Below are 22,563 nucleotides of genomic sequence, written 5' to 3'. Positions count from 1 at the left end.
ATCACAACGCTGCATACACGCGATCCGGTCGTTGCGTTTTTTCTGTTTAATCACAGACACACAATGAATCAATATTCAGCGGGAGTTTAATAGCAAAAACCTATAGTTGTGCTGAGGTTGCATGTCTCAAGCAGCCCCGCAAGAATAGCCCCCCAGCTTCACGCGTGCCAGATCCCAGCGTAAAAAACGCCTTTTCGCGATATTTTATGCATGTTTCTGCTATGGGCTTTGGCACTAGTGGCATAAAGCACGACTAATATCTGGCAATAAAGGGCAAAATGCAGAATAAAAAGTGGTGGGGCTAAAATGAAAACTGCCGCAAAAAGCGGCAGTTAGCGAGGCGGGAAGTTAGTGCAGCATGGCGTGACTGCTGGAACTCGGCTGTCGTTCCTCTTCTTCTTCGCCCACCATCAAGAGATTGTTGGCAAAGGCTTCCATGATCACCATAGAAACGCCCTCTTCACTTTGCTTCATAAAGTGCGAGAACTGGCCAAAGGTTAACCCGGCAGTGGTACTGATCGACTGGCAGACAATCAGCTTGGGTAGATTGTCATCCTGAATATCGATAAAGGCTTTCACCGTGAGCGAACTGGCATTGATCTGCGATAAATCGCCGACCAAAGGAATCAGCGCGGTGGGTTTCACTTCCGCGAGAGCCGAGAAGAGGATGACGTTGTCCACCAGGTCGATTTTTGCATCAAACACCCCGTCAAAATTCTGCATGTGCGGCAGGTGCAGTGCCTGACAGGCATCGCATTCGAACCAGGTGATATTTTGTTGATCCAGCCAGCGACGCAGGATGTCGATGTCAGGAACGACCAGTGAATCCATCGTTATGTCCTGTGGGGTGAAGAAATAAGCGCCTTAGCTTACGGAAAAAGTCTATCTGATGCCACGAAAACCACGTAAAAGCACGCCTAGCCCCCGGTTTTAAGACGATAGCCGGGGCAAGCATGCGCTTCTATCCAGTTAATCATCATGGAAGCAATGTCCAGACCGGTGATGCCCTCAATGCCCTCAAGCCCTGGCGAGGCATTGACCTCCATCACCAGTGGGCCACGATCGGCGCGGAGAATATCCACTCCTGCCACTTCCAGTCCCAGTGTAGATGCGGCTTTCACCGCGATTTCACGCTCCTGCTCAGTAATACTGACCACGCGCGCGGTGCCGCCGCGATGCAGGTTGGAACGGAAATCGCCCTCTTTAGCAATGCGTTCGATGGATGCCACCACTTCATTACCGATCACCAGGCAGCGAATATCGCGTCCCTGCGCTTCTTTAATGAATTCCTGCACCAGGATATGGGCGTTGAGGCCACGAAAGGCATCAATGACGCTCTCCGCCGCCTGGCGCGTTTCCGCCAGCACCACACCAATCCCCTGCGTGCCCTCTACCAATTTCACCACCAGCGGCGCGCCACCGACCATGGCAATCACATCCTGAGTATCGTCAGGCGAAGAGGCAAAACCGGTGATGGGCATATCAATGCCTTCCCGCGCCAGCAACTGCAGCGAACGCAGCTTGTCACGCGCCCGGGTGATGGCGACCGATTCATTCAGCGGATAGCTGCCCAACATCTCAAACTGGCGCAACACCGCCGTGCCGTAAAAAGTGGTCGCCGTCCCAATACGCGGGATAACGGCATCAAAGTGGCCCAGTGCTTCGCCACGATAATGCACCGCTGGCGAATCGGAGTTGATATTCATGTAGCAGGAAAGCGGATCGATCATCTGCACCTGATGGCCACGCTCTTCCGCGGCGTCACGCAGACGCTTACACGAATATAGCGTTCCATCGCGTGTGAGAATGGCCATTTTCATTGCAGAATTCCTTGTGCTTAGCGCGTTGCCCAGCCCTGTTGATGCAGATAATCCAGCATAAACGGACGCGTTTCTTTGATGATCAGGCGTTGAATCAGTTCGCTCCAGGTTTCCGAACGCTGGTTGCTGTCACGCTGCTGATAATAAGCGGTGATTTGGTTATCGTACTGGGCCAGCACGCTTTTATCGACAGCCTGATAACGATTTTCATGCACCAGCATCGTCGCAGGCATGCGTGGTTTCACGTCGGGTGCAGAGGCGGGATGACCGATGCAGAAGCCAAACAGTGGCAGCACAAATTTCGGCAGTTCCAGCAAATCGGTGACTTGCGCAATGCTATTACGGATGCCACCAATAAACACACCACCCAGCCCCAGCGACTCCGCCGCGACCATGGCGTTTTGTGCCATTAATGCCGTATCCACACAGCCCAACAGCAGCTGTTCGGCGCGTCCGAGATGCGCATCCGGGCAAATCTGCTGATGACGGTTAAAGTCGGCACAAAACACCCAAAACTCAGCGGCGGCGCTCACCCACGGCTGCCCGCCGGTGAGTTGCACCAGCTGTTCACGCTTTTCCTGGTCGGTAATGCGAATAATTGAGGAGCACTGTAAAAAACTGGAGGTCGAGGCCGCTTGTGCTGCAGCGATGATCGCGCTGCGCTGAGCATCATCAATGCCCTGCTCGGTAAAGGCGCGAATGGAACGGTGGCTGCACAGTAAATCTATGGTCGGCGTCATAATCCTCTCCGGTTACTTCTTTTTGTGGTTGTGATTGAACAACTGTGGCGCCATCGCTTGCGCCGTGCGCCACATCATCAGCCAGGCGGCTGGCAGCATCAGCGCGATGCCAAGGAAAAACAGCACCGTCGCCAGCGACTTCTGCGCTATAAAATCAGGCGCGCTGATCCAGTCATTAACCAGCAGCAGCGCGCCAATCACCGCGAGCACGCCAAGCACTTCCAGCAGCAAAACCGGTTTAGGCAACGTGGCCAGATTACGCATGGGCGATTTCCTCAGTTGCTCAATTTGTTAGTCGCATTTTAGACCCGAATATTTCGCTCTGCAGCAAGGCGCAGCTTTCCCCAGCAAGTCAGCTGGAGTCAAACACGTCTGCGCAGTGAAGTATGACGGAAATAGATTGCGGCCATTAGAGTAACAGGCATTTTCTTCTTTGCTTAAGCAGGATGGGCGGGCATGATGTTAGCCATTATTCACGCTGTTCTGTGAAACTGGTCACAAAACAGCAGCGGAAGGAGAGAAGCAATGATTGCAGTGATTTTTGGCCGTTCAAGCTGCCCATACTGCGTACGTGCGAAAGAGTTAGCCACCAAGCTGACCAGCGAGCGCGATGATTTCAACTATCAGTATGTCGATATTCAGGCGACTGGCATCACCAAGGCCGATCTGGAAGCACGTGCCGGCAAACCGGTGACTACCGTGCCGCAAATTTTCCTTGATGACCAGCATATCGGTGGTTACACCGAATTCGCGGCCTGGACGAAAGAAAACTTGGGTGTTGAAGCCTAAGCAAACGGGCCTGCGGGCCCGTTTTTGATCGTGCTACTCGGCACGCATCGCCAGCATAATCCGCATCAGGCGGATCAGTAACGCCCCGCATCCTGCCCAAAACAGCGCACTCAAACTCCATGCGACGATCAGCAGCCAGCTGTGCATCTGCGTGACGGTCAGCCACATCCAGGCCATGCCCAGCAGCGTACCGACCAGCGCGATCCACAGCGTGCTAATTAATGGACTATCCGGCTGCAACATCGCCATTAACATGCCCGGCAATAAAAACAGCAATAATTCAGGCTGACCACGAACTGCTTGCTCCGCAGCGACCGCCCAAAAATGATGTGCAAAAATAAACACCAGCGTATAAAGCATCACACCCAGAACCGATGCTGGCCAGCGATTATTGCGCTGCAACATAACCATCCTCAACTTTGTTGTTAACAATATTGAAACGTTTACTGCCCTGATGCGCACAAGTGGAAATAAAAAGAAACAGCCGCCGGCAGAAGGATTAAAAACTGCTGATAGCTGAGGAAGTTATTTATGATTAGAATGACGCCGTTTTAAATAATGGTCTGCACCTTCCTGGCGGCAAGGACATTCACAGCTGCCACAAGATAGCGAAAAAAGGCCTTTTCATCAACTTGTTACAGGTAAAGAAGAAGTTAAACCGTGAACATTAACGTCGCAGAATTGTTAAGCGGAAATGACGTTCTGTTATTATTTGTCGTCTTAGCCCTTGGGCTGTGCTTGGGCAAATTACGTCTCGGCTCGGTACAGCTAGGAAATTCCATTGGTGTCCTCGTTGTTTCATTGATTTTAGGTCAGCAGCACTTTGCGATAAATACTGACGCACTCAGTCTCGGCTTTATGTTGTTTATTTTTTGTGTCGGTGTTGAAGCCGGACCTAACTTTTTCTCGATCTTTTTCCGCGACGGTAAAAACTACTTTCTTCTTGCCATTGTCATGGTGGTCAGCGCCCTGCTCGTTGCGTTGGGACTCGGCAAACTGTTCGGCTGGGATATTGGTCTCACGGCGGGCATGCTGGCCGGTTCCATGACTTCTACACCGGTGCTGGTTGGCGCGGGTGACACGCTGCGACAAAGCATCAGTGACAGCCATCAGCTCAATATGATGCAGGATAACCTCAGCCTCGGTTACGCCCTCACCTATTTGATAGGTCTGGTGAGCCTGATCTTTGGCGCTCGCTATCTGCCTCGTCTGCAACATCAGGACTTACCCACCTGCGCGCAGCAGATTGCGCGTGAACGCGGTCTGGATGCTGACAGCCAGCGCAAAGTGTTCTTGCCGGTCATCCGCGCGTATCGCGTCGGCGCGGAACTGGTGGGATGGAGCGGCGGCAAAAACCTGCGCGAGCTGGGCATTCACCGCCAGACCGGCTGCTACATTGAACGCCTGCGCCGTAACGGGATTCTCGCCAGTCCGGATGGGGATGCGATGCTGCAACTCGGCGATGAAATTTCGCTGGTGGGCTATCCTGACGCGCATGCACGCCTCGATGCCAGTTTCCGAAATGGCAAAGAGGTGTTCGACCGTGATTTGCTCGACATGCGTATCGTCACCGAAGAGATTGTGGTGAAGAACCACAATGCGGTGAATAAACGTCTAAGCCATCTGAAACTCACCGATCACGGTTGCTTCCTCAATCGGGTGATTCGCAGCCAGATTGAGATGCCGATTGATGACAGCATCATGCTGAACAAAGGTGATGTGCTGCAGGTCAGCGGTGAAGCGCGCCGTGTGAAAAGTCTGGCGGATCGCATCGGCTTTATTGCGATTCACAGTCAGATGACCGATCTGCTGGCCTTCTGCGCCTTCTTTATCATTGGTTTGATGATCGGCATGATCACCTTCCAGTTCAGCAACTTCAGCTTCGGTATCGGTAATGCTGCCGGTTTGCTGTTCGCGGGAATCATGCTCGGCTTCCTGCGCGCCAACCATCCGACCTTCGGCTACATCCCGCAAGGGGCGCTGACTATGGTGAAGGAGTTCGGTTTGATGGTGTTTATGGCGGGTGTTGGCTTAAGCGCCGGCAGCGGCCTGCAGCATGGCCTCGGCAGTGCGGGCGCATTGATGTTGCTGAGCGGCCTGCTGGTCAGTTTGATCCCGGTGGTAATCTGCTATCTGTTTGGCGCCTACGTGCTGCGCATGAACCGTGCGCTGCTGTTTGGTGCCATTATGGGCGCACGTACCTGTGCACCGGCCATGGAGATCATCAGTGATACCGCACGCAGTAGCATTCCGGCACTGGGCTATGCAGGAACTTATGCGATTGCTAACGTTTTGCTGACGCTCGCCGGCACGCTGATTGTAATAATTTGGCCGCTTTTGCCTTTTTAAAAATATTTTTACGCCGTTCAGAACTTTCTATTTGGGGCGCAGTCTGAATAAGTGCCACTGCTTTTCTTTGAAATCCCCAAATTGTGGAGCCCGCCGGTCACTGACTTGCGGGTTTTTTTATGCCTGTAATCCCTGCCGCTTAAGGTTCTCCTAAGCGTAAATTGCGACCCTGCGATTCTGGTTTCGCTATTTTCAAACATTCATGCAACTTTCATCAAAGTTAAACACTCCAACAACCCGCGATAAGATTAAGAGCCCGACTATTTATTGTTTGTCTGGTCGCTTTTACGCTATCAACTTTATTTTACTGGCAATTTCGGCACTGGTGTTTATGTGGTGGTCACGCCACGAAAACCTGGACATCGCCATCAGTCAGCGGTGGTTTGACCCACAAACGCAGACATTTCCATTGCAGCACAATCGCTGGCTGGATCTGATCAATCATCGCTTGTTTAAGGATGTGATTATCGCCGGTGCGGTATTGATGTTGTTACGTGGGGTGCAGATACGCGATGGCCGTCGCGTGCTGGTGGCCCTGCTGTTTGGTATGGGGCCGTTAGTGGTGGGCATCCTGAAGGCGCACAGCGCGCACTCCTGTCCGTGGGATTTGGCGATGTTTGGCGGTAAGGCAGCCAGTTTTGTGCTGCTGGATCCCACTCCGGTCAATAGCGGCCCGGGGCAATGTTTCCCAGGCGGTCACGCTTCCAGCGGCTTTGCCCTGATGGCGCTGTTCTTCCTGTGGTGGCCCGAGCGTCCGCGCCGCGCCGTCATCGCACTGTTGTTCGGAATCGCGGTGGGTTTGCTGATGGGATACGGCCAGGTGATGCGCGGTGCCCACTTCTTCTCTCACAATCTGTGGTCGGGATGGTGGGTGTGGCTGAGCCAGGTGCTGATTTTTGCTGGTGTTTCTTTTTGGGTAGACAAGATGAGGAAAAGCAAACGTGATGGAAGCGCTCAACCATAGCCTGTTTCTATGGATCAACGCCACGACGGATTCACCGCCATGGTTGATTAACCTGGCGACCTTTATCGCCAAAGATGTGATTGCCATTGTCCCACTGCTGATTGTGGCATTGTGGTTTTGGGGACCGCGTGAGCAGGTGCAATCTCAACGCGCGCTGGTTCTGAAAACCGGCATGGCGCTGATTTACGCGTTAAGTATTTCCTGGTGTGTCGGCCAGCTGCTGCCACATCCGCGCCCGTTTGCCATTGGCTTTGGACATCAATTCCTGGCACACGCCGCCGATGACTCATACCCCAGCGATCATGGCACCACCATCTTTACCTTTGCGCTGGCGTTTATCTTCTGGCACCGCTTGTGGTCAGGGGTGATTTTACTGGCGGTCGGCAGCACCATTGCCTGGTCGCGCGTCTATCTGGGCGTACATTGGCCAATGGATATGCTGGGCGGATTTTTGGTGGGATTACTGGCGTGTCTGGCTTCGCATATGGCGTGGCAGCTGTATGGCGACCGCATGCTGGCGTTTACGCATCAGGTGTATCGCTCATTGTTCGCCATGCCGATCAAAAAAGGCTGGGTGCGCGGATAGTATAAAGGGCGACCCGCTCGGGTCGCCTCATATCGGATTAGCTAAACCACTTTCCAAACCAACCGTTGAATTTCATCATGATGAAATCCCAGATACGGCCAACAAATCCGCCCTCCGGCACCGCTTCCATCACCACCAGCGGGCGCTGATCTATCGTTTTGCCATCCAGCTGGAAATCAATGGTGCCCACCACCTGATTCTTCTCCAGCGGTGCTTCCAGCTGCGGTGAATTCAGGGTGAAACTCGCCTTGAGGTTTTTCATCTGCCCTTTCGGCACGGTGATCGCTGCGTCTTTCGCCACGCCGAGATTGACCTGACTCTGCTCACCAAACCACACGCGCTGCTGGGCAAAAGGCTTATCCGTTTTTATCGGCGTCACGGTTTCGTAGAAACGGAAGCCCCAGGTCAGCAGCTTCTCACTTTCACGGAAGCGAATCGCATCGGTTTGCGTGCCCAGCACCACCGAAATCAAACGCATATCTCCGTCCACGGCAGACGCGACCAGGTTATTGCCCGCGCCCGAGGTATGTCCGGTTTTAATCCCATCCACCTTGAGGTTACTGCTCCACAGCAGGCGGTTACGGTTCATCTGCTTAATATGATTAAAGGTGAACTCTTTCTCGCTGTTTAACGCATACTCTTCAGGCACATCGCTGATCAGACGCTGGCCGATGATTGCCATATCGCGCGCGGTACTGTATTGGCCATCAGCATCCAGACCGTGCACGGTCATAAAGTGGGTATTCTGTAATCCAAACGCCTTAACGTAATTGTTCATCAGACCGATAAACGAGTCCTGGCTACCGGCGACATAATCGGCCAGTGCGATGCAGGCATCATTGCCTGACTGAATCACCACGCCCTTGTTGAGTTCAGAAACCGGAATGCGGTCACCGGGTTTGAGGAACATCAGCGAGGAGCCGCGCAATTTCGGGTTGCCGGTTGCCCATGCGTCCTGACCGATAGTCACCAGATCATCGTTATGGATCTTGCCGGACTTTAACGCCTGGCCGACGACATAGCTGGTCATCATTTTGGTGAGGCTAGCGGGATCCAACCGCTGGTCGGCATTGGACTCTGCCAATATTTTGCCGCTGTTGTAGTCCATCAGAACCCAGGCTTTGGCCTCGATTTGCGGTGCAGCAGGCGCCTGTTCAGCCTGAGTGGTGACGGGAAGGAAAAGCACTAATAATGAAGTGGCAGCCAGCGGCCGCAAGGCAGAAATGACGGAATTTTTTCTCATGAGCGTGACCAGATTGTCCTTGTTAAATCATGGTTTTCTAGCAGGTAAGACATGTCTTATTAAAAGCTACACGCTTACCACCTGCGAACAAAACCGTCCAACCGTAAAGTTTTATAGAGTTTATTAGAGTAACCCTGGCACCAACCCCGATGCGCTGCCACTTTTCCTGTTCTGCCGTAGTGGAAAAAGTGAGAGAAATTCCGATTTTTCGCAGAACGGTTAAGCCAGTCACAAAATTCCGCTAACCTGATGCCAATCAGCCCGAGGAGAACCACGATGGACTTAGCCGTTTTCGATCTGGACGAAACCCTGATTTGTGAAGACAGTACCAGCCTGTGGCTGCGCTGGCTGGTCTCACAGGGATTTGCCCCCGAAGCACTCATCTCTCAGGAACAAGCCTTGATGGAGAAATACCATGCCGGCACCCTGTCGATTGAAGAGTATATGAGTACTACGCTTTCCCCGCTCGCCGGTATGGCGACCCTGACGGTTGAGGGTTGGGTGCGGCGTTTTATCCATCGCGATATTCTGCCACGCGTCTTCCCCGCCGCACGAGAACGCATTAACTGGCATCAGCAGCGCGGCGACACCGTGATGATCATTACCGCCAGCGGCGATCATCTGGCGGTGCCGATTGCGCAACGTCTGGGCGTGCACGGCGCGTTGGCGATTGGCGTTGAAGTGGTAGACGAGCGCTACAGCGGACAGATTTATGGCACCGCCACCTATCGTGAAGGCAAAGTCACCCGTTTGAGCGACTGGAAAGCTTTACAACAGGATCAACGTTTTGATCGTACATGGGCTTACAGCGACTCCATGAACGATTTACCGCTGCTCAACCACGCCGATCACGCCTGGGTGATCAACCCAAATGCGCTGCTGCTGGAGCAAGCACAGCAGCGCGGTTGGGAAGTCTGTAACTGGGTACGTTAAGTTAACCGCGTGAGGCGCTGGCGGGTTCCGCCAGCCCTACTTTTAACAGCTTGCCGTTGGCTTCATCGGTGAGCACATAGAGATAACCATCCGGCCCCTGACGCACATCGCGAATACGTTCACCACGATCCTCCAGCAGTCGCTGCTCTTCGACCACTTTCTCACCGTTCACCCGCAGGCGAATCAGACTCTTTTCTTTAAGTGCGCCAATAAACAGCGAATTTTTCCACTGTGGGAAACGTGCACTATTATAAAACGCCATCCCGCTAATGGCCGGTGACACCTTCCACCAGAACTGCGGTTGTTCCGTGCTGGCAACGTGCGTGCCCTGCGCTTCCGGCACTTTCTGTCCGCTGTAATCAATACCGTAGGTGGCCAATGGCCAGCCGTAATTTTTGCCTTTCTGCGGGATATTCACTTCATCGCCGCCGCGCGGGCCGTGTTCACTCTCCCACATCTGCTGCGTCCACGGATTGAAAGCTAGCCCCTGCGGATTACGCATGCCGTAGGACCAGATTTCTCCACGCGCGTCTTTGCGCTGCACAAAGGGATTATCCGCAGGGATTTCACCGTTCTGCGTCAGACGCACGATTTTACCTGATAGCTTGTCGAGCTGTTGGGCGCTGAGGCTGGAAAAGTTGTCGCCAAACGCAATGTAGAGATAGCCCTGGCCATCAAATGCGAGGCGAGTTCCAATATTGGCGCCGCTGGAGAGCTTGGGTGTCTGCTCCAGCACCGCCTTAAAATCACTCAATTGACGATTATCTTCACTGAGTCGGCCATAACCCACCACCCCGCCAGCCCGCCCTTCAGCATCTGCCGTGGTGTAACTGAGCCACACGCGGCGGCTCTGGGCAAAGTCGGGGGCCAGCACCACATCCAGTAAACCACCTTGCCGATTAGCCCAGACTTTTGGCACGCCGCTAATCGGCTGCGACAGTCCTTTACCTGGCTGCCAACTGCGCAGTTGCCCGGATCGTTCCGTAATTAACAATGTTTGATTGTCGGGCAAAAAAGCCACCGACCACGGATGGTCGAGTTTGTCCTGTAGTACCTGAACCTGAACATCAGCAGCCAGGGTCGAATGGGCATAACTCAATGCGCCAAGCAACAGCGCGACAGGCAGTAAACGCATGGGATTCTCCTTTATCACGGTCTGCCGTTAAGGGTAGTCAGCCAGTAAGAAAGGATGTGCAGGATTTACAAAACATTAAGCCCGACATAACGCCGGGCGACGGGATTAAGGCGCTGAGAAGGCCACTACATCACGCACCATCTCATCGATGCCTGGACGCACATCGTTGAGCGTAATCGGCGCGCTGTTGTTGGGCAGTGACTTGCCGAAGGCCTTACGTACGGCTTTGATCATCGGTTTTCCGGTCTGCGCATCGACCGCTTCCACCTCCAGGAACAGCGCACTGTTCTGGGTGCGATGGCCGGTGGCCGCCATGGTGCTGGCGACAACCGCCGCAATCGGCACCACTTCATAGAACTGCATCCCTTCGTTTTCCGCCGTTACCGCAGTAATTGCGCTCTTCACCCGCAGCGTACGCGCACCCGGTTTCGCGACGACAGGCTTACGCTCTGCCACAGCCCGTTTTAACTGGCTATCGGTGTATTGACGAATTTCATCCAAAGTCTGCTGGCTGATGCGTTCAGTCGGACGCGCAGCAGGGTAATAAACCACCGGTTCAAACACCACATTCGTGTAATTCGCGCTGTGATAATCCGGTGAGATCCAGCGCAATGTCGGTTTCCCGCTCGGTGACTGTTCAGATTTTAACTGACTGTAATCGCCGAGGAACCCGGAATACTGCTGTTTATCCGCAACATGAGAGGTACAACCCACCGCCAGCATGGCCAGCGTTAAAGCAGGAATATAAAGACGAAATCGCATGAGAAGGCCCTTATAAGAGGTAAATCGCTTCTCAAGTGTAGAGCGCACGCTGCGCTTTAGCGGGGAATTTTCTCAGAATGGGAGAAGAAACCACCTGCATTGCAGGTGGTTAGGGGAATCACTCGAAGCAGGTCTCAGGATTCTCAGACAACGAAATGAAACTTTCGCCACCTTTGGTCAGGGCAATGATTCCACCGCTCTCAATATCATAAACCCATCCATGCAGGCGAACTTTGCCTTTGCGCAGCGCAACGGCTACTGAAGGGTGTGTTTTGATATTGTGCAGCTGGGCAATGACGTTCTCTTTGACCATCTCTTTGAGTCGGGTTTCCACCGCTTCATAGTTACGCTCTTCCACCACGGCTTTCGCGGCATTGGCGTAATGCAACCAGTGATCGACCGCGGGCATGCTTTCTAAATCCGCATTAGAAGCGATGGCGTTCATGGCACCACAGTTGGAGTGACCGCAAATGATGATTTCAGTGACGCCCAGCGCGACCACCGCGTATTCAATCGTCGCGGACACACCACCCGGTTCTGGACCAAACGGCGGCACAATATTACCGGCGTTACGGATCACGAACAGCTGGCCTGGCTCGGATTGAGTGACTAATTCAGGCACCAGACGGCTGTCTGAGCAGGAGATAAACAGGGCTTTGGGATTCTGGTTTGACGCCAGACTTTTGAAAAGATCCTTCCTTTCAGGGAACACATTCTGTTGGAAATTCAGAAAACCTTTAACGATCTCTTGCATTTGTCTGCTCTCACTTTATCCGCATCTGCGCTGGCGGTACGATCTGCACCGTCAGCACGCGTTCAAATTCTTCAGTGCGGTGAATAACTTACAATCACCAACCGAGCATTTAAGCAAAACAGGCTGGATTACACAACTCGGATCACCGTTAACGCTTCGCAGCCGCAAAGCTAATCGGCGACGATTTGAGCTGATAACGGCTCTGATAAGCATAGCGGGAAACACTCATTTTGCGGTTAAGGAGATTCTTACATCACCTATACATTTTCCCTCGCAACCTCTGTACAATCCCCCGCCTATCCACACTAATTATGATGAATTATTATCCTTATGAGCCATGTCAAAAATCCGCCGCGCGTAGGCTTCGTCTCACTCGGCTGCCCAAAAAACCTCGTCGACTCTGAACGCATCCTGACGGAACTGCGTACTGAAGGCTACGATGTGGTGCCACGCTACGATGATGCGGAGATCGTCATCGTTAACACCTGTGGATTTATTGATAGCGCCGTACAGGAATCACTGGAAGCGATTGGTGAAGCGCTGAACGAGAACGGCAAAGTGATCGTTACCGGCTGCCTCGGCGCCAAAGTGGATCAGATCCGTGAAGTGCATCCCAAGGTGCTGGAGATCACTGGTCCGCACAGCTACGAGCAAGTGCTGTCACACGTGCACACCTATGTGCCAAAGCCGGAGCACAACCCGTTCCTGAGCCTGGTGCCAGAGCAAGGCGTTAAGCTGACGCCACGCCACTACGCTTACCTGAAAATCTCCGAAGGCTGTAACCATCGCTGCACCTTCTGCATTATCCCGTCCATGCGTGGCGATCTTGATAGCCGTCCGATTGGTTCGGTGCTTGATGAAGCCAAACGTCTGGTGGAAGCTGGCGTGAAAGAGCTGCTGGTGATCTCACAGGATACTTCGGCTTACGGCGTTGACGTGAAACACCGCACCGGTTTCTGGAATGGATCCCCGGTGAAAACCAGCATGGTGAGCCTGTGCGAGCAGCTGGCGAAACTCGGCGTATGGGTGCGCCTGCACTATGTCTACCCGTACCCGCATGTGGATGACGTGATTCCGCTGATGGCCGAAGGCAAAATCCTGCCGTACCTCGATATTCCATTGCAGCACGCCAGCCCGCGCATTCTGAAGCTGATGAAGCGTCCTGGTGCGGTTGAACGGACGCTGGAGCGCATCAAACGCTGGCGTGAAATTTGCCCGGAACTGACGCTGCGTTCGACCTTTATCGTCGGCTTCCCTGGTGAAACCGAAGGAGATTTCCAGATGCTGCTCGACTTCCTGAAGGAAGCGCGCCTGGATCGTGTCGGCTGCTTCCAGTACAGCCCGGTTGAAGGCGCGACTGCCAACCAACTGCCGGACCAGGTGCCAGAAGAGGTGAAGCAGGAGCGTTTCGATCGCTTCATGCAGCTGCAGCAGAAAATCTCCAGCGAACGTCTGCAGGAGAAAATCGGCCGTGAAGTGCTGGTACTCATCGATGAAGTGGATGAAGAAGGCGCGGTTGGCCGCAGCATGGCCGATGCACCTGAGATCGACGGCGCGGTGTATCTGAATGGCGATCGTCAGGTGAAAGTCGGTGATGTGGTGCGTGTCAAAGTTGAACACGCCGATGAGTACGATTTATGGGGTACGCGCGTTTAACCGTGCTGCTGCTGGTGCGCACGTTTGCGCGCCAGATAATCGGTATCCGATCTCAGCCGATCCCAACATGATTTGAATATGGCCGCCGCTGCGGCCTTTTCTTTTTCAGTGGTGCGCGGTAACTCGTTACCGTCCGCATCATATTTACGTCCGCCTTTGTGATTGCTATAACGGCGCGCGCGGGTATATCCCATCTGAATAAATTTTCGCGCCATATCCATGCCGACAAAGTCGTCTTGTGCGCGATAGTCCTCAAACAACTGCATGATCTGAACGGAAGATTCCTGAGCCAATTCCACGGTCCGGAAGCGCCAGAATGGCAGAATTTCGCTCTTATAAGGCTCCACCATCAATACCCCCTGCTCACCGCGTCCTACCTGATAAAGATCTGGCTGCTGTCGGAAATCGATATTCTTAAAGTCTTGTTCGTAATCAAAGGGTTTCACTGCATTTCTCCTGCACGACATTATCACTTACTGCAATTATTTTTTTGCGGCTCTTAAGCAATGTGCTTTTACACCGATAACTTCTCTACTAGCCTACTTTGCTCAGGGAAAATCATGTTAACGAAAATGAAAATTGTGACTGCCATCATATTGATGCTGTTGGTATTCACCGCTATGCAGGCCATCTCCGGCTCACTGTTTTTATCTTCCCTGATTGCTGGCCAGCATAATTTCACCGCCAGTAACCAACTATCGCATCAACAACGTGAGTTCTCCGATAGCTGGCAAACGCTGGTGAAAACGCGCGTTATCATCAACCGCGTGGCGATTCGCATCCTGAAAAACCAGACCGATGATGCTTCACGCGCTGCCATCAACAAGCTGCTGGTTTCCGCGGGCGCCTCGCTTGATGAAGCCAAACAGCACTTTGACCGCTACAAAAGTGTCCCGCGTATTGCAGGGCAAAGTGCGGCAGCCGCCGAGCGCATTGAAAGCAAATTTACCGCTTATTATCAGCTTTTAAATCAATCCGCTGTGTTCCTGCAAGCCAACAACTACGCCGCCTATGGCGAGCTGGATGCACAGCAAGCACAGGATGATTTGGAAGCGGCCTACAAGCAGTGGCGTGGCGACAACGTTCAGTTAATCAATTCCCGCGCTGCAGATAACGATAGCACTTATCAGCATATGCTGGTGATGGTTGCTGTGATGGCAGTGATTGTGGTGCTGTTGCTGCTGGTGGTGTGGCTGCTGGTTCGCCGCATCCTGTTAGCGCCGATGAAGCAAGTTCAGCAGCAGATGGAGCGCTTTGCCGATGGCGATCTCTCCGCCAGTTTGAAGATTGAAGGACACAGTGAAATGGCCGCCATTGCCGCGAGCCTCAACCATATGCAGCAAGCACTGCTGGGCACGATCAACAATGTGCGCGACAGTGCGGATGCCATTTTCGGCAGTGCCAGCGCTATCGCTAACGGTAATAACGATCTCTCCTCCCGTACCGAACAACAGGCCGCCTCGCTGGAAGAGACTGCCGCCAGCATGGAAGAGCTGACCGCAACCGTAAAACAAAACGCCGATAACGCGCGTCAGGCGACACAGTTGGCGAAAACTGCCTCGGAAACCGCTGACAAAGGCGGCAACGTGGTGGATGGCGTAGTGAAAACCATGCGCGATATCGCCGACAGCTCGAAGAAAATCGCTGATATCACCAGCGTGATCGATGGTATTGCCTTCCAGACCAATATTCTGGCGCTGAATGCTGCCGTGGAGGCCGCACGCGCCGGTGAGCAGGGGCGTGGTTTTGCGGTGGTCGCGGGTGAAGTACGTAATCTGGCACAGCGCAGTGCGCAGGCAGCGAAAGAGATTAAGCTGCTGATTGAGGGTTCCGTGCAGCGCGTTAATTTAGGTTCACAGCAGGTGAGCAGCGCGGGCGATACCATGCAGGAGATCGTCAGTGCGGTGACGCGCGTGACCGATATCATGGGCGAAATTGCGTCAGCTTCTGACGAGCAGAGTCGCGGCATCGATCAGATTGGTGTGGCGGTGAACGAGATGGATCGCGTGACGCAGCAGAACGCCACGCTGGTGCAGGAATCCGCTAACGCCTCGGCTTCGCTGGAGCAGCAAGCCAGCAGTCTATCCTCCGCGGTGGCGCGCTTTAAAACCGGGACGCGGGCAGTGATCGCACCGGTGACAAACACGGCGAAAGCCCCTGTCGCACCACCACGTGCCCTTCCAGCTGCCGGTGCACATAGCAACGACAACTGGGAAACTTTCTGAGTCGACAAAAAACCTGGTCGCCATGAATGGCGACCCTACAGGAACAAGTGCAGGTTTGCAGGGTGCACATTAATGGCGAACCAACGTACGAAAGTGGGATCTCGTAGGGTGCAGATTTATGGCGGACCAATGTACGAAGTGGGATTTCGTAGGGTGCGCATTCATGCGCACCTCTTCAACATTTCAGGTTTTTAACTTCGGATCCAACGCATCCCGCAGCCCATCCCCCAGCAGATTAAACGCCAGCACCGTCAGGAAAATCGCCAGACTGGGGAAGATTGCCACATGCGGCGCAATCACCATATCGGCACGCGCTTCATTGAGCATCGCGCCCCATTCCGGCGTAGGTGGCTGAGCGCCCAAACCCAGGAAAGACAAACTTGCTGCCGTGATAATCGACGTCCCGATACGCATGGTGAAATAGACCACAATCGATGACACCGTCCCGGGCAGAATGTGACGCATAATAATCGTCCAGTCGGATGCGCCGATACTGCGGGCTGATTCAATAAAGGTTTGGTGTTTCAGCACCAGCGTGTTGCCACGTACCAGACGAGCAAACGCCGGAATACTGAAAATCGCCACCGCCACAATCACGTTGCTCATGCCGCTGCCCATGATCGCCACCACCGCAATCGCCAGCAGAATACCGGGGAAAGCAAACAGTACATCACAGATACGCATGGTAATCCGATCCCACCAGCCTTCGTAATAGCCCGCCAGCAATCCCAGCACCGTGCCAATTAGCGCACCGATCGCCACCGAGAAGAAGCCAGCAATCAGTGAGATGCGCGTGCCGACCAGCACGCGGCTAAAAATGTCACGTCCCAGCGAATCCACGCCAAACCAGTGCATCATCGACGGTCCGTCATTCAGCCGGTCATAGTCAAAATAGTTTTCCGCATCAAACGGGGCGATTAACGGTGCGACGAACGCCACCACAATCAACAGCAGCACAAATAAGCCCGCCACCATCGCCACATGTTGATGGCGAAAGCGGCGCCAGAATTCGCGCCACGGCGTACGTACCCGGGTTTCCGTCATCATCGGCATGGTTTTCAATGCCGCTGCGCGTCGCCAGTTCTTCAATTGCGACTCCTTATCTGTAACGGATGGCCGGGTTGATCGCCGCATACAGCATATCGACAATCAAATTAATCAAAATAAACTCCAGCGAGAACAGCAATACTTCGGCCTGAATCACCGGGTAATCACGCATCTCCACCGAGTCCACCAACAAGCGGCCTAAACCGGGCCAGTTAAACACCACTTCCACCACAATCGAGCCACCGAGCAGGAAACCAAACTGCAGGCCCATCATGGTCACCACCGGAATCATCGCATTGCGCAGGCCGTGCTTGACCACCACCAGCGATTCACGAACCCCTTTGGCGCGCGCGGTGCGCATATAATCTTCCTGCATCACCTCGACAAACGAGGCGCGGGTAAAGCGTGCCATTACCGCCGCGACCGCCGCGCCCAGGGTGATGGACGGCAGAATATAGTGTTTCCAGCTGTCGGCACCGACGGTCGGCAACCAACCCAGCTCCACAGAGAACACCTGCATCAGCAGCATGCCCAAGGCAAAAGCAGGAAAGGAGATACCGGATACGGCCAGCGTCATGCCGATACGATCGGGCCAGCGGTTGCGCCAGACGGCCGATGTAATGCCGATGGTCATACCGAAAATCACTGCCCACACCATGCTGGTCAGCGTCAGCCACAGCGTCGGGAAGAAGCGTGCGGCAATCTCTTCCGAGACCGGGCGTTTCGACACCATCGACTGGCCGAAATCTCCCTGCAAGGCATTGAGGATAAAGTGCCAGAACTGCTGGGTCAGCGGCTGATCAAGGCCCAGCTCCTGACGCACCAGCGCCACCACTGAGGCATCCGCTTCCGGACCCGCGATCAGGCGCGCCGGATCGCCCGGCAGCAGGTGGACAAACAGAAACACCAGCACCGCGACAATCAGCAGCGTGGGGATCAGCCCCAGTAATCGTTTGAGAAAATAGTTGAGCATGCAAAATCCTGCGCAGCAGCGGCCAGCCTCGCAAGGCTGGCCGCGCCTGTTACTTCAGATCCGCCTCATCAAAATTGAATGAGGTGTCGGGCATGACATAAAAACCGGTGAGGTTTTTATTGTTCGCGGAGAGCAACTGCTCAACCACCAGCGGGATCCACGGATGATCGTTCCAGATGCGATCCTGAGCGTCTTTGTACAGTTTGGCTTTCTGCTCACGATCGGTGGTTTTCAGTGCATCGCTCAGATCTTTATCCACCTGCGGATTGCTGTAGAACGCCGTGTTAAAGATGGCTGGCGGCCAGGAGGTGGTGGCAAACAGTGGCGTCAGCGCCCAGTCAGCTTCGCCTGTGGAAGCAGACCAGCCAGTGTAGAACATGCGCACACCGCTCTCTTTCTGCCCTTTACTCTCGACTTCTGCGGCACGCTGACCAGCATCCATCGCGGTGACTTTAACCTTCACACCGACCTGCGCCAGCTGCTGCTGAGTGAACTGCAACACTTTCTGCGCCGTGCTGTGGTTATGAGATGACCACAAAGTGGTTTCGAAACCGTTCGGGAAGCCGGCTTCTTTCAACAGCTCACGTGCTTTGGCCGGGTCATATTTGATCGCCGGGTATTTCTGCGCAAAATCAATCGCCGGTGGCACGATGCCGGTGGCTGGTGTGGCATAACCAGCAAACGCCACTTTGACCAGCGCCTCACGGTTGATAGCGTATTCCAGCGCTTCACGCACTTTCGGGTTATCAAACGGCTTCTGCGTCACGTTGAGACTGATGTAACGCTGCATGATTGATGGCGTGGTGACCACATCAAGTTTGCTGTTGCCCTGCAGCAGTTTGGCCTGCTCAAACGGCACCGGGAAAGCAAAAGTCGCTTCGCCGGTCTGCAACATCGCCGCACGGGTGTTGTTGTCCACCACCGGGCGGAAAGTGATGCTATCCAGCTTCGGATAACCTTTCTTCCAGTAGCCATCCCACTTCTTCACCTTGACGAAGTCGGTCTGATTCCAGGTAACAAACTCATACGGACCGGTACCGACCGGATGGAAGCCAATGTCCTTGCCGTATTTCTTCAGCGCGGTAGGCGAAATCATCACTGCCGCCGGGTGCGCCAGATTATTGATGAAGGCCGAGAACGGCTGCTTCAGGGTAATCTTCACCGTGGTCGGATCCACCGCTTCGGTGCTGGCGACATACTTGAACAGGTTATAACGCTTGAGGTGATTGTCGGGATTGCTGGCACGATCGATGTTGGCCTTCACCGCTTCCACGTTGAAATCGGTGCCATCCTGGAACTTCACGCCTGAGCGAAGTTTGATGGTGTAAGTTAAACCATCACTGCTCGCCTGATAGCTTTCCGCTAACACGTTTTGCAGCTTCATGTCTTTATCGAAGCCGAACAGTCCCTGATAGAACGCCTTGGCCACCGACTGCGACAATGTGTCATTGGCGTCGTACGGATCCATAGTGGTAAAGGTTGACGCCACAGCAATCACCGCGTCCTTCGCTGCCCACGCTGGCATCGCCAACGCTGAACTCAACAACCCGGCAGTGATAACCCCTTTTCGCATAATGTGGTGCATTGTTATCGTTCTCCTGTAATCCCTGTCATGCGCGACATCCGTGGATGACGCGGTTGCTTGCTGCTCAGGCGCCGCTAATGGCGTGGCGGGCAACAAAATGCCCGGGTGCCACTTCCAGTAACGGCGCCACTTCTGGCTCATCACCCAATGGGCGGATCGGGCTGGGTATCTCATCCACCATTAACGCCCGCTCGCGATGACGGTGCGCCGGATCGGCGACCGGCACCGCGGCCATCAGTTTTTTCGTGTAAGGGTGGCGCGGTTGCTCAAACACCGCCTGACGCGGCCCCATTTCCACAATCTGTCCGAGATACATCACGGCCACGCGATGGCTGATGCGTTCTACCACCGCCATATCGTGAGAAATAAATAAGAAGGCGATGCCAAATTCGCGCTGCAGGTCGAGCATCAGATTGATGATTTGCGCCTGAATCGACACATCCAGCGCCGAGACTGACTCATCGGCGATCACCACTTTAGGGTTCAGTGCCAACGCGCGGGCGATACAGATGCGCTGGCGCTGGCCGCCTGAAAACTCATGTGGATAGCGCTGCGCATGTTCCGGCAGTAAACCGACGCGCTCCAGCAGCCAGGCGACTCGCTTTTCCGCCTGTCGCCGATCCATGGTTTTGTGCACCAGCAGCGGTTCCATAATCGAGAAACCCACCGTCAGGCGCGGATCGAGGGAGGCGTAAGGGTCCTGAAAAATGAACTGGATATCGCGGCGCAGTGACGCCAGCGCGTTGCCCTGCAACGCGTCAATTCGCTGACCATTAAAAGTAATAGTGCCGCCCTGGCTGGCGACCAGGCGCAGCAGCGATCGACCCGTGGTGGATTTTCCGCAGCCAGATTCGCCCACCAGCGCCAATGTCTCGCCAGCGTGCAGATCAAAGCTGACCTTCTCCACCGCATGCACGCGGTGCTTCACGCGATTGAGTAAACCACCACGAATATCAAAGCGCGTCACCAGATCGCGCACCTGCAAAATGGGTGGCTCATCGCTGCGCACCGTATCCTGCGGGGTGGCGATCTCTTCTCGGCCATTGGTGTGCAGTAAGGGGAATTTCGCGGGCAGCGGCTGGCCGCTCATCGCACCCAGCTTCGGTACTGCCGCCAGCAAGGCGCGGGTATAAGGCTGCTGAGGCGCATCAAACAGTTGCTGCACTGGCGCACGCTCAACCACATCGCCGCGATACATCACCTGCACGCGATCGGCCATCTCCGCCACCACGCCCATGTCGTGAGTGATAAAAATCACCCCCATCTGCATCTCTTTTTGCAGCACGCGAATCAGCTGCAGAATTTGCGCCTGAATGGTGACGTCCAGCGCGGTAGTGGGCTCATCGGCAATCAGCAACGCCGGTTTGCACGACAGCGCCATGGCAATCATCACGCGCTGGCGCATGCCGCCGGAGAGCTGATGCGGAAAACGCGATAACACGCTGTGGGCTTCAGGTATGCGCACCAGATCCAGCATACGCCGTGCTTCGGCCTGCGCTTGTTGGTGACTTTTACCCTGATGTAAACGAATGGATTCGGCTATCTGCTCACCCACCGTGAAAACCGGGTTGAGCGAGGTCATCGGCTCCTGGAAAATCATCGCCATATCGGCGCCGCGCACTTTGCGCATTTGACCGGCAGAGGCACGCATAACATCCAGCACTTCGCCGTTACGTCGACGCAGCTGGATCTCGCCGCTGACATCGCCGCCCGCCTGCTGAATCAAACGCATCAGCGCCAGCGAGGTCACCGATTTTCCTGAGCCTGATTCACCGACCAGCGCCAGGGTTTCGCCTCGGTGCAGGTCAAGCGACAGATTTCGCACCGCTTCGGTGATTCGCCCTTCATGCTCAAAACGTACGTTGAGGTCACGCACCGCCAGAACCTGCTCGGGTGCAAACTGCTGCTGCTGCGTCATGCCTGCTCCTTAGCTATCGCGGTAAATCGCTACCTCGACTTCGCCACCTACATAAGCGAATCCCCGATACATCCCTTCACTGTTAAAGGGCAATACCACGTTGCCGTGCCTGTCGACGGCAATCAGCCCGCCGCTGCCTTCCAGCTCCTGAACTTTGTCATGAATCACGTTGGCAGTGGCTTGCTGCAGGCTACGACCGCCATACTCCATCTGTGCGGAAACGTCATAAGCGGCCAGCGTGCGGATAAACACTTCACCCGTGCCGGTACAGGACACCGCGACAGTTTCATTATTAGCGTAGCAGCCCGCGCCGACGAGCGGCGAATCGCCAACGCGCCCGACCTGCTTGTTAGTCATACCGCCTGTTGAAGTGGCGGCCGCCAGATTACCCTGAAGATCGAGCGCCACCGCACCCACGGTGCCGAATTTGCGATCGGGATCGAGCGGGTCATCGCTGTGACTTTGCGCGGCACCATCATGATCGAGCACCATCTGCTGGCTGCTCAGCGCACGCTGTAACTGCTCCCAGCGTTCAGGCGTGGAGAAGAAATCCGGCGCAACCTGTTCCAGCCCCTGTTCAGCGGCAAAGGCTTCTGCACCCGCGCCGATAAACAGCACGTGCGGACTGTTTTCCATCACTTTACGCGCCGCCAGGATCGGGTTACGAATGTGGCTGACGCCCGCCACCGCACCCACGTCGAGAGTGCGGCCATCCATAATGCTGGCATCCAGTTCGTGGGTGCCCTGATGGGTAAATACCGCGCCTTTGCCTGCGTTGAACAGTGGGCACTCTTCCAGCAGCCGCACCGCCTCGGTAACCGCATCCAGCGCGCTGCCGCCTGCGGCGAGAATCTGCTGACCTGCGGTAACGATTGCGTTTAGTTGCTGACGATAGTGCTGCTCTTTTTCAGCGCTCATAGCGGCACGCGTGATTGCGCCCGCACCGCCGTGAATTGCGATAACTGCTTTAGCCATAACCGGTACCCTGTCAGGAAATCAGAACCAAAAACACTGATTTAGAATGGTTTTCATCTTTTTTAGGCAATTTTCGACTATAGAAAGGCACTCCCGGCTTGTAAAGCAG

22 protein-coding genes are annotated in these 22,563 nt (G+C 54.5%); 7 read left to right on the top strand and 15 right to left on the bottom strand.

The window, feature by feature from the left end; all coding sequences use genetic code 11:
* Nucleotides 1-348: 348 nt before the first annotated feature.
* The 4 genes from LBW88_RS01330 to LBW88_RS01315 form a co-directional block, all read right to left on the bottom strand.
* On the bottom strand, nucleotides 349-831 hold the full coding sequence (locus LBW88_RS01330) for a YbjN domain-containing protein (protein ID WP_034820718.1): 483 nt from the start codon (nucleotides 829-831) through the stop codon (nucleotides 349-351).
* An 86-nt stretch (nucleotides 832-917) separates the two neighbouring features.
* Nucleotides 918-1,820, bottom strand: a complete 903-nt coding sequence (gene rimK / locus LBW88_RS01325) for a 30S ribosomal protein S6--L-glutamate ligase (RefSeq protein ID WP_224929631.1) — start codon at nucleotides 1,818-1,820, stop codon at nucleotides 918-920.
* Between the two features lie 17 nt (nucleotides 1,821-1,837).
* Entirely contained in the window at nucleotides 1,838-2,560 is a 723-nt protein-coding gene (gene nfsA / locus LBW88_RS01320; protein WP_224929634.1) for an oxygen-insensitive NADPH nitroreductase, read from the bottom strand.
* Nucleotides 2,561-2,572: 12 nt separating this feature from the next.
* Nucleotides 2,573-2,824: a DUF1418 family protein gene (locus LBW88_RS01315; protein ID WP_224929637.1), complete on the bottom strand. Its 252-nt coding sequence runs from the start codon at nucleotides 2,822-2,824 to the stop codon at nucleotides 2,573-2,575.
* 261 nt (nucleotides 2,825-3,085) lie between these two features.
* Here LBW88_RS01315 and LBW88_RS01310 point away from each other — a divergent pair, with 261 nt between their 5' ends.
* The gene (locus tag LBW88_RS01310; protein WP_034820748.1) at nucleotides 3,086-3,349 is read left to right on the top strand and encodes a GrxA family glutaredoxin; all 264 of its coding nucleotides are present in this window, start codon (nucleotides 3,086-3,088) and stop codon (nucleotides 3,347-3,349) included.
* A 33-nt stretch (nucleotides 3,350-3,382) separates the two neighbouring features.
* On the opposite strand, the gene ybjM is transcribed toward LBW88_RS01310, so the two are convergent.
* Nucleotides 3,383-3,754 carry an inner membrane protein YbjM gene (gene ybjM / locus LBW88_RS01305; protein WP_224929643.1) on the bottom strand — a complete coding sequence of 124 codons (372 nt, stop codon included), beginning with the start codon at nucleotides 3,752-3,754 and terminating at the stop codon, nucleotides 3,383-3,385.
* A gap of 255 nt (nucleotides 3,755-4,009) precedes the next feature.
* Between ybjM and LBW88_RS01300 the strand changes: the two genes are divergently transcribed.
* The 3 genes from LBW88_RS01300 to ybjG all read left to right on the top strand — a co-directional run bounded on the left by LBW88_RS01300 (nucleotide 4,010) and on the right by ybjG (nucleotide 7,248).
* Nucleotides 4,010-5,698 carry an aspartate:alanine antiporter gene (locus LBW88_RS01300; protein ID WP_224929646.1) on the top strand — a complete coding sequence of 563 codons (1,689 nt, stop codon included), beginning with the start codon at nucleotides 4,010-4,012 and terminating at the stop codon, nucleotides 5,696-5,698.
* A gap of 202 nt (nucleotides 5,699-5,900) precedes the next feature.
* Entirely contained in the window at nucleotides 5,901-6,662 is a 762-nt protein-coding gene (locus LBW88_RS01295) for a phosphatase PAP2 family protein (RefSeq protein ID WP_224929649.1), read from the top strand.
* Nucleotides 6,643-7,248, top strand: a complete 606-nt coding sequence (gene ybjG, locus LBW88_RS01290) for an undecaprenyl-diphosphate phosphatase (protein WP_224930313.1) — start codon at nucleotides 6,643-6,645, stop codon at nucleotides 7,246-7,248. Before LBW88_RS01295 ends, ybjG begins: the two co-directional genes overlap by 20 nt.
* Nucleotides 7,249-7,285: 37 nt before the next feature.
* Here the strand turns inward: ybjG and LBW88_RS01285 are convergent, their stop codons facing one another.
* Nucleotides 7,286-8,491, bottom strand: coding sequence for a serine hydrolase (locus tag LBW88_RS01285; protein ID WP_224929652.1), 1,206 nt, complete (start codon nucleotides 8,489-8,491; stop codon nucleotides 7,286-7,288).
* A 276-nt stretch (nucleotides 8,492-8,767) separates the two neighbouring features.
* Between LBW88_RS01285 and LBW88_RS01280 the strand changes: the two genes are divergently transcribed.
* Nucleotides 8,768-9,424: an HAD family hydrolase gene (locus tag LBW88_RS01280; RefSeq protein ID WP_224929655.1), complete on the top strand. Its 657-nt coding sequence runs from the start codon at nucleotides 8,768-8,770 to the stop codon at nucleotides 9,422-9,424.
* A 1-nt stretch (nucleotide 9,425) separates the two neighbouring features.
* Here LBW88_RS01280 and LBW88_RS01275 read toward each other — a convergent pair whose 3' ends face one another.
* The 3 genes from LBW88_RS01275 to LBW88_RS01265 form a co-directional block, all read right to left on the bottom strand.
* The gene (locus LBW88_RS01275) at nucleotides 9,426-10,559 is read right to left on the bottom strand and encodes a PQQ-dependent sugar dehydrogenase (RefSeq protein ID WP_224929658.1); all 1,134 of its coding nucleotides are present in this window, start codon (nucleotides 10,557-10,559) and stop codon (nucleotides 9,426-9,428) included.
* Nucleotides 10,560-10,664: 105 nt separating this feature from the next.
* Nucleotides 10,665-11,321 (bottom strand): DUF3313 domain-containing protein, encoded by a 657-nt coding sequence (locus LBW88_RS01270; RefSeq protein ID WP_224929661.1) that lies wholly within the window; start codon nucleotides 11,319-11,321, stop codon nucleotides 10,665-10,667.
* Between the two features lie 118 nt (nucleotides 11,322-11,439).
* Nucleotides 11,440-12,075 carry a carbonic anhydrase gene (locus tag LBW88_RS01265; RefSeq protein ID WP_224929664.1) on the bottom strand — a complete coding sequence of 212 codons (636 nt, stop codon included), beginning with the start codon at nucleotides 12,073-12,075 and terminating at the stop codon, nucleotides 11,440-11,442.
* Between the two features lie 330 nt (nucleotides 12,076-12,405).
* On the opposite strand from LBW88_RS01265, the gene rimO reads away from it, so the two are divergent.
* Complete coding sequence (rimO, locus tag LBW88_RS01260) at nucleotides 12,406-13,731, top strand: 30S ribosomal protein S12 methylthiotransferase RimO (RefSeq protein WP_224929667.1); 1,326 nt, start codon at nucleotides 12,406-12,408, stop codon at nucleotides 13,729-13,731.
* Here rimO and LBW88_RS01255 read toward each other — a convergent pair.
* Nucleotides 13,728-14,177, bottom strand: a complete 450-nt coding sequence (locus LBW88_RS01255) for a DUF4385 domain-containing protein (RefSeq protein WP_224929670.1) — start codon at nucleotides 14,175-14,177, stop codon at nucleotides 13,728-13,730. The two genes, rimO and LBW88_RS01255, sit on opposite strands and share 4 nt — an antisense overlap.
* A gap of 114 nt (nucleotides 14,178-14,291) precedes the next feature.
* Between LBW88_RS01255 and LBW88_RS01250 the strand changes: the two genes are divergently transcribed.
* Complete coding sequence (locus LBW88_RS01250; RefSeq protein ID WP_224929673.1) at nucleotides 14,292-15,956, top strand: methyl-accepting chemotaxis protein; 1,665 nt, start codon at nucleotides 14,292-14,294, stop codon at nucleotides 15,954-15,956.
* A gap of 183 nt (nucleotides 15,957-16,139) precedes the next feature.
* Here LBW88_RS01250 and gsiD read toward each other — a convergent pair whose 3' ends face one another.
* The 5 genes from gsiD to LBW88_RS01225 form a co-directional block, all read right to left on the bottom strand.
* Nucleotides 16,140-17,045: a glutathione ABC transporter permease GsiD gene (gsiD, locus tag LBW88_RS01245; RefSeq protein ID WP_224929677.1), complete on the bottom strand. Its 906-nt coding sequence runs from the start codon at nucleotides 17,043-17,045 to the stop codon at nucleotides 16,140-16,142.
* A 10-nt stretch (nucleotides 17,046-17,055) separates the two neighbouring features.
* Nucleotides 17,056-17,976: a glutathione ABC transporter permease GsiC gene (gene gsiC / locus LBW88_RS01240; RefSeq protein ID WP_224929680.1), complete on the bottom strand. Its 921-nt coding sequence runs from the start codon at nucleotides 17,974-17,976 to the stop codon at nucleotides 17,056-17,058.
* 49 nt (nucleotides 17,977-18,025) lie between these two features.
* Nucleotides 18,026-19,561: a glutathione ABC transporter substrate-binding protein GsiB gene (gene gsiB, locus LBW88_RS01235; RefSeq protein ID WP_224929683.1), complete on the bottom strand. Its 1,536-nt coding sequence runs from the start codon at nucleotides 19,559-19,561 to the stop codon at nucleotides 18,026-18,028.
* Between the two features lie 64 nt (nucleotides 19,562-19,625).
* Nucleotides 19,626-21,479, bottom strand: a complete 1,854-nt coding sequence (gene gsiA / locus LBW88_RS01230) for a glutathione ABC transporter ATP-binding protein GsiA (RefSeq protein ID WP_224929686.1) — start codon at nucleotides 21,477-21,479, stop codon at nucleotides 19,626-19,628.
* Between the two features lie 9 nt (nucleotides 21,480-21,488).
* Nucleotides 21,489-22,454: an isoaspartyl peptidase/L-asparaginase family protein gene (locus LBW88_RS01225; protein ID WP_224929689.1), complete on the bottom strand. Its 966-nt coding sequence runs from the start codon at nucleotides 22,452-22,454 to the stop codon at nucleotides 21,489-21,491.
* Nucleotides 22,455-22,563: the final 109 nt, after the last annotated feature.

The organism is Pantoea sp. alder81, assembly GCF_020179835.1.
Lineage (GTDB): Bacteria > Pseudomonadota > Gammaproteobacteria > Enterobacterales > Enterobacteriaceae > Pantoea.
The sequence above is the reverse complement of the archived record's forward strand: the minus strand, read 5'-3'. Positions and strand labels throughout refer to the sequence as shown.

What these genes read in the sequence shown, in the direction of transcription:
- LBW88_RS01330 (WP_034820718.1), bottom strand. Translation starts at nt 831, where the DNA reads ATGGATTCACTGGTCGTTCCTGACATCGACATCCTGCGTCGCTGGCTG.
- rimK (WP_224929631.1), bottom strand. Translation starts at nt 1,820, where the DNA reads ATGAAAATGGCCATTCTCACACGCGATGGAACGCTATATTCGTGTAAG.
- nfsA (WP_224929634.1), bottom strand. Translation starts at nt 2,560, where the DNA reads ATGACGCCGACCATAGATTTACTGTGCAGCCACCGTTCCATTCGCGCC.
- LBW88_RS01315 (WP_224929637.1), bottom strand. Translation starts at nt 2,824, where the DNA reads ATGCGTAATCTGGCCACGTTGCCTAAACCGGTTTTGCTGCTGGAAGTG.
- LBW88_RS01310 (WP_034820748.1), top strand. Translation starts at nt 3,086, where the DNA reads ATGATTGCAGTGATTTTTGGCCGTTCAAGCTGCCCATACTGCGTACGT.
- ybjM (WP_224929643.1), bottom strand. Translation starts at nt 3,754, where the DNA reads ATGTTGCAGCGCAATAATCGCTGGCCAGCATCGGTTCTGGGTGTGATG.
- LBW88_RS01295 (WP_224929649.1), top strand. Translation starts at nt 5,901, where the DNA reads ATGCAACTTTCATCAAAGTTAAACACTCCAACAACCCGCGATAAGATT.
- ybjG (WP_224930313.1), top strand. Translation starts at nt 6,643, where the DNA reads ATGGAAGCGCTCAACCATAGCCTGTTTCTATGGATCAACGCCACGACG.
- LBW88_RS01285 (WP_224929652.1), bottom strand. Translation starts at nt 8,491, where the DNA reads ATGAGAAAAAATTCCGTCATTTCTGCCTTGCGGCCGCTGGCTGCCACT.
- LBW88_RS01280 (WP_224929655.1), top strand. Translation starts at nt 8,768, where the DNA reads ATGGACTTAGCCGTTTTCGATCTGGACGAAACCCTGATTTGTGAAGAC.
- LBW88_RS01275 (WP_224929658.1), bottom strand. Translation starts at nt 10,559, where the DNA reads ATGCGTTTACTGCCTGTCGCGCTGTTGCTTGGCGCATTGAGTTATGCC.
- LBW88_RS01270 (WP_224929661.1), bottom strand. Translation starts at nt 11,321, where the DNA reads ATGCGATTTCGTCTTTATATTCCTGCTTTAACGCTGGCCATGCTGGCG.
- LBW88_RS01265 (WP_224929664.1), bottom strand. Translation starts at nt 12,075, where the DNA reads ATGCAAGAGATCGTTAAAGGTTTTCTGAATTTCCAACAGAATGTGTTC.
- rimO (WP_224929667.1), top strand. Translation starts at nt 12,406, where the DNA reads ATGAGCCATGTCAAAAATCCGCCGCGCGTAGGCTTCGTCTCACTCGGC.
- LBW88_RS01250 (WP_224929673.1), top strand. Translation starts at nt 14,292, where the DNA reads ATGTTAACGAAAATGAAAATTGTGACTGCCATCATATTGATGCTGTTG.
- gsiC (WP_224929680.1), bottom strand. Translation starts at nt 17,976, where the DNA reads ATGCTCAACTATTTTCTCAAACGATTACTGGGGCTGATCCCCACGCTG.
- gsiB (WP_224929683.1), bottom strand. Translation starts at nt 19,561, where the DNA reads ATGCACCACATTATGCGAAAAGGGGTTATCACTGCCGGGTTGTTGAGT.
- gsiA (WP_224929686.1), bottom strand. Translation starts at nt 21,479, where the DNA reads ATGACGCAGCAGCAGCAGTTTGCACCCGAGCAGGTTCTGGCGGTGCGT.
- LBW88_RS01225 (WP_224929689.1), bottom strand. Translation starts at nt 22,454, where the DNA reads ATGGCTAAAGCAGTTATCGCAATTCACGGCGGTGCGGGCGCAATCACG.